Raw genomic sequence first — 6,428 nt, forward strand, 5'->3', positions numbered from 1 at the left:
GACCAGGGCGGACCGGACCGGGGGTGGGCGGGTCAGGCGCCCGGACGCAGCGCCTGCTCGATCGTGCGCATCACGTCGGCGAGCGGGGCGTCGGTGGACGCCACCGTCACCAGGACCTGACCGGCGCCGGACGGCACGGCCTGCGGCCGCGCCCGCTCCGGCGCCCGCCCGGTGAACGCCGGCAGCGTGCCGAAGGTGCGCCGCACGATGGCGAAGGCGTGGTCCAGCTCCGCCTCGACGTCACCCTGCCCGCCGCTCCGCAGCCAGCGCCGCAGCACGTGGTTGTGGGCGGTCACCACCGAGGAGGCGGCCACCTCGGCGAGCAGCGGCTCGTCGCCGTTGTAGGAGTGCTCGTCGAACCGGCTCAGCAGGTACCGGGTGAACAGCCGCTCGTACCGGGCCACCGAGGCGATCTCCCGCTCGCGCAGCGCCGGGACCTCACGGGTGAGGCGGTAGCGCTCCACCGAGACCGACGGGGAGGCGGCGTACATCCGCATGACCTCCTTGATGCCGCGGCAGATCGTGTCCACCGGGTTCTCACCCGGGGTCGCCGCGTCCAGGACGGCCTTGGCCCGCTCCAGGGTGTCGTCGTGGTCGGGGAAGATCGCCTCCTCCTTGGACCGGAAGTGCCGGAAGAAGGTGCGGCGGGCGACGCCCGCCGCGGCGGCGATCTCGTCGACCGTCGTGGCCTCGTAACCCTTGGTGGCGAACAGCTCCATGGCGGCCGCCGCGAGCCGGCGGCGCACCTTCAGACGCTGGGCTGCGGGCTGCGGACGGGTTGACTTCACCGGATGGGCCATGGAGCGAACGTACTGTATCGACGGCCGGGCCCGTGGTGGTGTTCGGCCGGTGCGCGTCGGCTCAGGCCGGCAGCGGCAGCCGGTACCGGAGTTCGGTCACCTCGGTCCCCTCCACCGTGAAGGAACCGGAGCGGCCGTCGGCGCGGAAGCCCACCCGCTCGTAGTAGCCGCGGCCGGCCGCGTTCGCCGCCACCACCCACACCAGCAGCCCGGCGTCGGGCGCGTCGGCCGCCTTCGCGTTGGCGCGGCGCAGCACCTCCCGCGTCAGCGCGCCGCCCACTCCCGTGCCGATCCGCTCCGGCAGCGCGTAGAGGGCGTACAGCTCCGTGTCACCGGGCCCGGCGTCGGCGTCACCCGGCGCGCCCAGGCACGCCCAGCCGACGACCGCACCCCCGTCCTCGGCCACCAGATGTGTCCGGGCGGGGCCGTCCCGCAGCCAGGAACGGGCCGTCCTCTCCGGGTCCAGGCCGTCCAGGAACGACTGCGGCACGAGATCCCGGTAGGTGTTGCGCCAGCCCGCGGTGCGTACCCGCGCGGCCGCCTCCATGTCCGCCAGGTCGGTCCGCATCTCGCGCACCCGCATGTCGGTTCTTCCTCTCCGCGACATGGCCCCCAACCGGGGCCGCTCCGCAACGCACGGTAGAGGGTGGCCGGGGCGCTGACGGGCGGTTTTCCGCGGGGCGGGGGCGGCGGGTAGATTTGCCCGGCCGGACCGGACGGCCGGCGGCACGGCCCCAGTGCCCTCGCAGGGGCGGATACGGCGGAGTGGTGAGTTCTCGGACAACGGCGGCCCAAGAGGCCGCGCGGCGGCGGACGTTCGCGGTGATCTCGCATCCGGACGCGGGAAAGTCCACCCTCACCGAGGCGCTGGCGCTGCACGCCCGGGCGATCACCTCGGCGGGCGCGGTGCACGGAAAGGGCGACCGCCGAAGCGTCACTTCGGACTGGATGGCGATGGAGCAGGCCCGGGGCATCTCGGTGACCTCCGCGGTGCTCCAGTTCGACTACCGCGAGCAGATGCTCAACCTGCTGGACACCCCCGGCCACGCGGACTTCTCCGAGGACACCTACCGGGTGCTGGCCGCCGTGGACTGCGCGGTGATGCTGATCGACGCGGCCAAGGGGCTGGAGGAGCAGACCCGCAAGCTCTTCGACGTCTGCCGGCACCGCGGCATCCCCGTCATCACCTTCGTCAACAAGTGGGACCGCCCGGGTCGCGAGGCTCTGGAGCTGATGGACGAGATCGAGACCGAGTTCCGGCTGCGTCCCACCCCGGTGACCTGGCCGGTCGGCATCGCGGGTGAGCTGCGCGGGCTGCTCGACACCCGGGAGCCGGACGCGATGCTGCGCTACACCCGCGCGCCCGGTGGTGAGAAGGCCGCCCACGAGGAGCGGCTGGACGCGGACCAGGCGCTGGAGGCTTTCGGCGAGGACTACGCGCGGGCCGCCGAGGAGCTGGAGCTGCTCCAGGAGACCGGTGGCGGCCACGACCCGGAGGACTTCCTCGCCGGGAAGTCCACTCCGGTGTTCTTCGGGGCCGCGCTCTCCAACATCGGGGTGCGGCTGCTGCTGGACGCGGTGGTGGACCTCGCCCCCGCGCCCGCGCCGCGCCCGCTCGCCGACGGCGGTGACCGCCCGGTCGACGCCGAGTTCTCCGGTCTGGTCTTCAAGATGCAGGCCAACATGGACCCCTCGCACCGGGACCGGATCGCCTTCCTGCGGGTCTGCTCCGGCGTCTTCGAACGCGGCATGACCGTCACCCGTGCCGCGTCGGGCCGTCCGTTCGCGACCAAGTACGCGCACAGCGTCTTCGGCCAGGACCGGTCGTCGGTCGAACTCGCCTACCCGGGCGACGTGGTGGGCCTGGTCAACGCGGCGCAGCTGCGCGTCGGCGACACCCTGTACACCGGCAAGCGGGTGGAGTTCCCGCCGATGCCGACGTTCGCCCCCGAGCACTTCGCCATCGCCCGGCCCGCCGACATCGGCAAGTCCAAGCAGTTCCGGCGCGGTATCGCACAGCTCGACGAGGAGGGCGTGGTCCAGGTGCTGGTCTCCGACGCCCGCGGCGAGCAGGCCCCGGTGCTCGCGGCCGTCGGGCCGATGCAGTTCGACGTGGTGCGGCACCGGATGGAGCACGAGTTCTCCTCGCAGGTACGGCTGGAGATGCTGCCCTACCACCTGGCGCGCGCCACGGACGCGGCGGGCGGTCTCGCGCTCAACCGGTCGCGGCTGGTGCACGGCGAGGCGATGACGCGGGTCAAGGACGGGGTGACGCTCGCGCTCTTCCCCAGCCGCTGGCATGTGGGTTCCTTCGAGCGGGAGTTCCCCGACCTGCCGCTGGAGCCGCTGATCGCCGCCCACGAGCAGGACTGACCGCCCGGTATCCGCCGGGCCCCGGGCCCGAGCCGATCCCCGTGACCACCGCCGCGCCGGCGGCGGCGGTCACGGGGATCACTCAGCTCAGTGGCGCGGCGGGAGGGGCCGGTCAGCCGCGTCGGGTCACCGGTGTCCGGTCACCAGAGTTCGCCGCCGCGCCAGTCGCAGGTGAGCGCGCCGGTCAGGTCGAGCTTCGCGGTGACCGGCAGCACGTGGACGGCGTCGTCCTCGTCGGGGGTGCGCTCGACGCCGTCCGGGGTCAGCGCGGAGGTGGGGCCCTGCCACAGCTGCCAGCCGCGCGCCGCGTAGAAGGGCAGCGCCATCTCGGTGGAGCACAGCGCCCCCACCTCGTAGCCACCGCGGATCAGCCGCTCGGCCTCGGCGAGCAGCGTCGCGCCGTGACCGTGGCCGCGCTCGTCGGCACGGACGGCCACGCCCTCGACGTAGCCGGTGCGCAGCGCGTGCCCGTCGTGCAGCAGCCGGCGCAGCACCACCGCGGTGTGCCCGATCAGCTGACCGTCGCGGTACAGCAGGATGTGGGTGCCGCCCAGGCAGTGCTCCCAGTCCGAGCCGTCCTGGGCCTCCTCGTAGACGGTCGCGAGCAGGGTGCGGGCGGCCTCCAGCTCCCCGGCGGACAGGTCGGCGGTGGGCGCGGTGCGCAGTGTGGGTGCGGACATGTCGACATCATCGCAGGGGAGCCCGGCGCGCGCCGGGGCGGGCGTCCGTGCGGCCGCGCTCCCGGTCAGGGGGAGAGCGGTGAGATCAGGTCCGCCACCACGGCGAGGTGGTCGGAGGGCCAGACGCCGTCCACCGGCCCGTCGCCCGCCAGCCGCACCGACCGGACACCGAAGGGGCCGGGGGCACCCAGGGGGCGCATGCCGACGTGGATGTAGTCGATGCGGGTGTCCACGTCCATCGGGTGCCGGATGTAGGGGTTGGCCGCGCTCCAGGTCGCCCACGGCTGCCCCGGGTCGGCGTGCCGCCAGACGTCCACCATCGCCTGGTGGGGCACCACGGGGGCGGTCTTCACCCCGCCGAAGAGCCGCAGCTCGTCGGAGTCCGGCTCGGCGTTGAAGTCACCGGTGACCACGGCCGGGAAGTCGCCGCGCCCGCGCACCTCGGAGACGAAGCGGGCGAGTTCGGAGACCTGTGCCACGCGCACGGCGGATCCGGTGGGCACCGCGTGCAGGTGGGTCGTCAGCAGCGGCACCCGTGCGGCGCCGGCGTCGATCAGTGTGTAGAGGGCGACCCGCCCCTCGGCGGGCCCCCCGGCGTCCGGCAGGGCCCGTACCTCGCTCTCGGCGATGGGCCAGCGGCTGAGGACGGCGTTGCCGACACCGACCGAGGGGTCGGTGTGGCCGTGCCAGTGCGGTGGGACTCCGGCGGGCGCGAAGACGCACTCCAGTTCCAGCTCGTCGGCGAGGAGCGCCGCGAGGTTGTCCGGTCCCGCCGACCAGACCTCCTGGAGCGCGATCACGTCCGGCCGGACCTCGCGCAGCACGGCGAGGATCGCCTTCCGACGCTCCTCCCAGGGCCCGAACCGCCACCACAGATTCCACGTCAGAATGCGCACGGGGACGATGGTACGGGCGTCGCGACCCTCCCGGTGGCCGGGGGCGTCCGCGCCGTCACAGCAGGGTCAGCTGGGTGCCGGCCGGCGGGGGAGGGGAGCCGTCGGCGGGTCCGTCGTTCCGCTCGGGAACCGCTCGGTGGGCGCCGGGCGGTACCGGGCCGATGCCGTACTCGGCGGCCAGCTCGTGGACCTGCCCGGTGATGCGGCGCTGGTACCAGCGGGGCGCGTACGCGCCGTCGGCGTACAGCCCGCGGTAGGAGGAGGTCAGACCCGGATGGTGCCGGTCCAGCCAGCTGAGGAACCACTCCCGGGCGCCGGGCCGCAGATGGAGCGCCAGGGGGGTGACCGAGGTGGCCCCGGCGGCGGCTATCGCCCGGACCGTGGCGCGCAGTTGGGCGGGGGAGTCGCCGAGGAAGGGGATCACCGGTGCCATCAGCACGCCGACGGGGATGCCGCGCGCGCTGAGCGTGCGCACCACGTCGAGGCGGCGTTCGGGCGCGGGCGTCCCCGGCTCGACCGAGCGCCACAGTGTCTCGTCGACGAAGCCCACCGAGACGGAGACGCCGACGTCCGCGCGGCGGGCGGCCTCGGCCAGGGCGTCCGCGTCCCGCAGGATCAGGGTGCCCTTGGTGAGGATGGAGAAGGGGTTGGCGCGTTCGGTGAGCGCCTCGATGATGCCGGGCATCAGGCGGTAGCGGCCCTCGGCGCGCTGGTAGCAGTCGACGTTGGTGCCCATGGCGATGTGCTCGCCGTGCCAGCGGCCGCTCGCCAGCTCCCGGCGCAGCAGCTCCGGGGCGTTGATCTTGACCACGATCTGGCTGTCGAACCCGGTGCCGGTGTCGAGGTCCAGGTACGCGTGGGTCTTGCGCGCGAAGCAGTAGACACAAGCGTGCGAACAGCCGCGATAGGGATTGACGGTCCATTCGAACGGCATCCGGGAGGCACCGGGGACCCGGTTGACCAGGGAGCGGGCCCGCACCTCGTGGAAGGTGATGCCCCGGAACTCCGGGGTGTCGATGGTCCGGGTCACCACGTCGGTGCCGAAGAGGGCGGGGGCGGCGGCGCGGTCGTCGTCGCTCAGGTTGTTCCAGCGCATGTGACCTCCTCCTGTACGGCCACCAGAATAGAACACGTGTTCGGTGTATGGCGAACGATTGATCCGGACTGTGTTCCCGCTCGCACCTCCGGGGTGGCCCGGCGAGGGAGCGTTCGCCCCACGTTGCTCCGGACGGGGAGGGGGTCGCTGCGGCCGTTCGGGTGGTCTCCCGCCGTATGCGCCGGGGTCCGTGCGCCCGCGCGATCAGGGCGGAACCGTTGCGGGAGGCGGCCCCGCGCGCCGGGCCCGGCTCCGGACCCCGGGGCGCCCCGCCCGGCACGCGACCGCGCCGGCTTGCCCCAATCCGCCCCGGATGCCAGTAATGGGCGCCCACAGGTGATGTCGCGCGCGCACGCCGCGCGCGAGGAGGGATGACGGATGAGCGGCACCACCCGGTTCCGTGACCAGCGGCCGCCCGGCCCCGCCGCCGGTGGCCCGAGCGCCTGGGTCGACCTGGTGGTCACCGGGCCGGCCGTGCCCGCGCCCCGGTCCGCCTCCGCCACCGAGCGCGCTCCCTCCACCTCCGGGCGGCGGCCGGGCGACCGGCCCGGTCCGTCCGGGCCCGCACGGGCCTCTCTCGTTC

Annotated in this window: 6 protein-coding genes and 1 pseudogene; 2 read left to right on the plus strand and 5 right to left on the minus strand. The window is 74.0% G+C overall.

Features of this window, described 5'->3' with window-relative positions; genetic code table 11:
• Positions 1 to 32: 32 nt before the first annotated feature.
• Positions 33 to 818 (minus strand): TetR family transcriptional regulator, encoded by a 786-nt coding sequence (locus E0D90_RS22340; RefSeq protein ID WP_103501143.1) that lies wholly within the window; start codon positions 816 to 818, stop codon positions 33 to 35.
• A 43-nt stretch (positions 819 to 861) separates the two neighbouring features.
• Positions 862 to 1,383: a GNAT family N-acetyltransferase gene (locus E0D90_RS22345; RefSeq protein WP_157996914.1), complete on the minus strand. Its 522-nt coding sequence runs from the start codon at positions 1,381 to 1,383 to the stop codon at positions 862 to 864.
• A gap of 185 nt (positions 1,384 to 1,568) precedes the next feature.
• On the opposite strand from E0D90_RS22345, the gene E0D90_RS22350 reads away from it, so the two are divergent.
• Positions 1,569 to 3,173 (plus strand): peptide chain release factor 3, encoded by a 1,605-nt coding sequence (locus tag E0D90_RS22350; protein WP_227870407.1) that lies wholly within the window; start codon positions 1,569 to 1,571, stop codon positions 3,171 to 3,173.
• Positions 3,174 to 3,313: 140 nt separating this feature from the next.
• Here E0D90_RS22350 and E0D90_RS22355 read toward each other — a convergent pair whose 3' ends face one another.
• From E0D90_RS22355 to E0D90_RS22365, 3 genes are all read right to left on the minus strand, one after another.
• A complete protein-coding gene (locus E0D90_RS22355; protein WP_103501140.1) occupies positions 3,314 to 3,853 on the minus strand; it encodes a GNAT family N-acetyltransferase in 540 nt (179 codons plus the stop codon).
• Positions 3,854 to 3,918: 65 nt separating this feature from the next.
• A complete protein-coding gene (locus tag E0D90_RS22360) occupies positions 3,919 to 4,758 on the minus strand; it encodes an endonuclease/exonuclease/phosphatase family protein (protein ID WP_130799824.1) in 840 nt (279 codons plus the stop codon).
• Positions 4,759 to 4,804: 46 nt separating this feature from the next.
• Positions 4,805 to 5,845, minus strand: coding sequence for an Rv2578c family radical SAM protein (locus tag E0D90_RS22365; RefSeq protein ID WP_103501138.1), 1,041 nt, complete (start codon positions 5,843 to 5,845; stop codon positions 4,805 to 4,807).
• 378 nt (positions 5,846 to 6,223) lie between these two features.
• Here E0D90_RS22365 and E0D90_RS26770 point away from each other — a divergent pair.
• Positions 6,224 to 6,428: pseudogene (locus tag E0D90_RS26770) on the plus strand (hypothetical protein); the annotation flags it as partial.

Source organism: Streptomyces otsuchiensis (assembly GCF_004305975.1).
GTDB lineage: Bacteria > Actinomycetota > Actinomycetes > Streptomycetales > Streptomycetaceae > Streptomyces > Streptomyces otsuchiensis.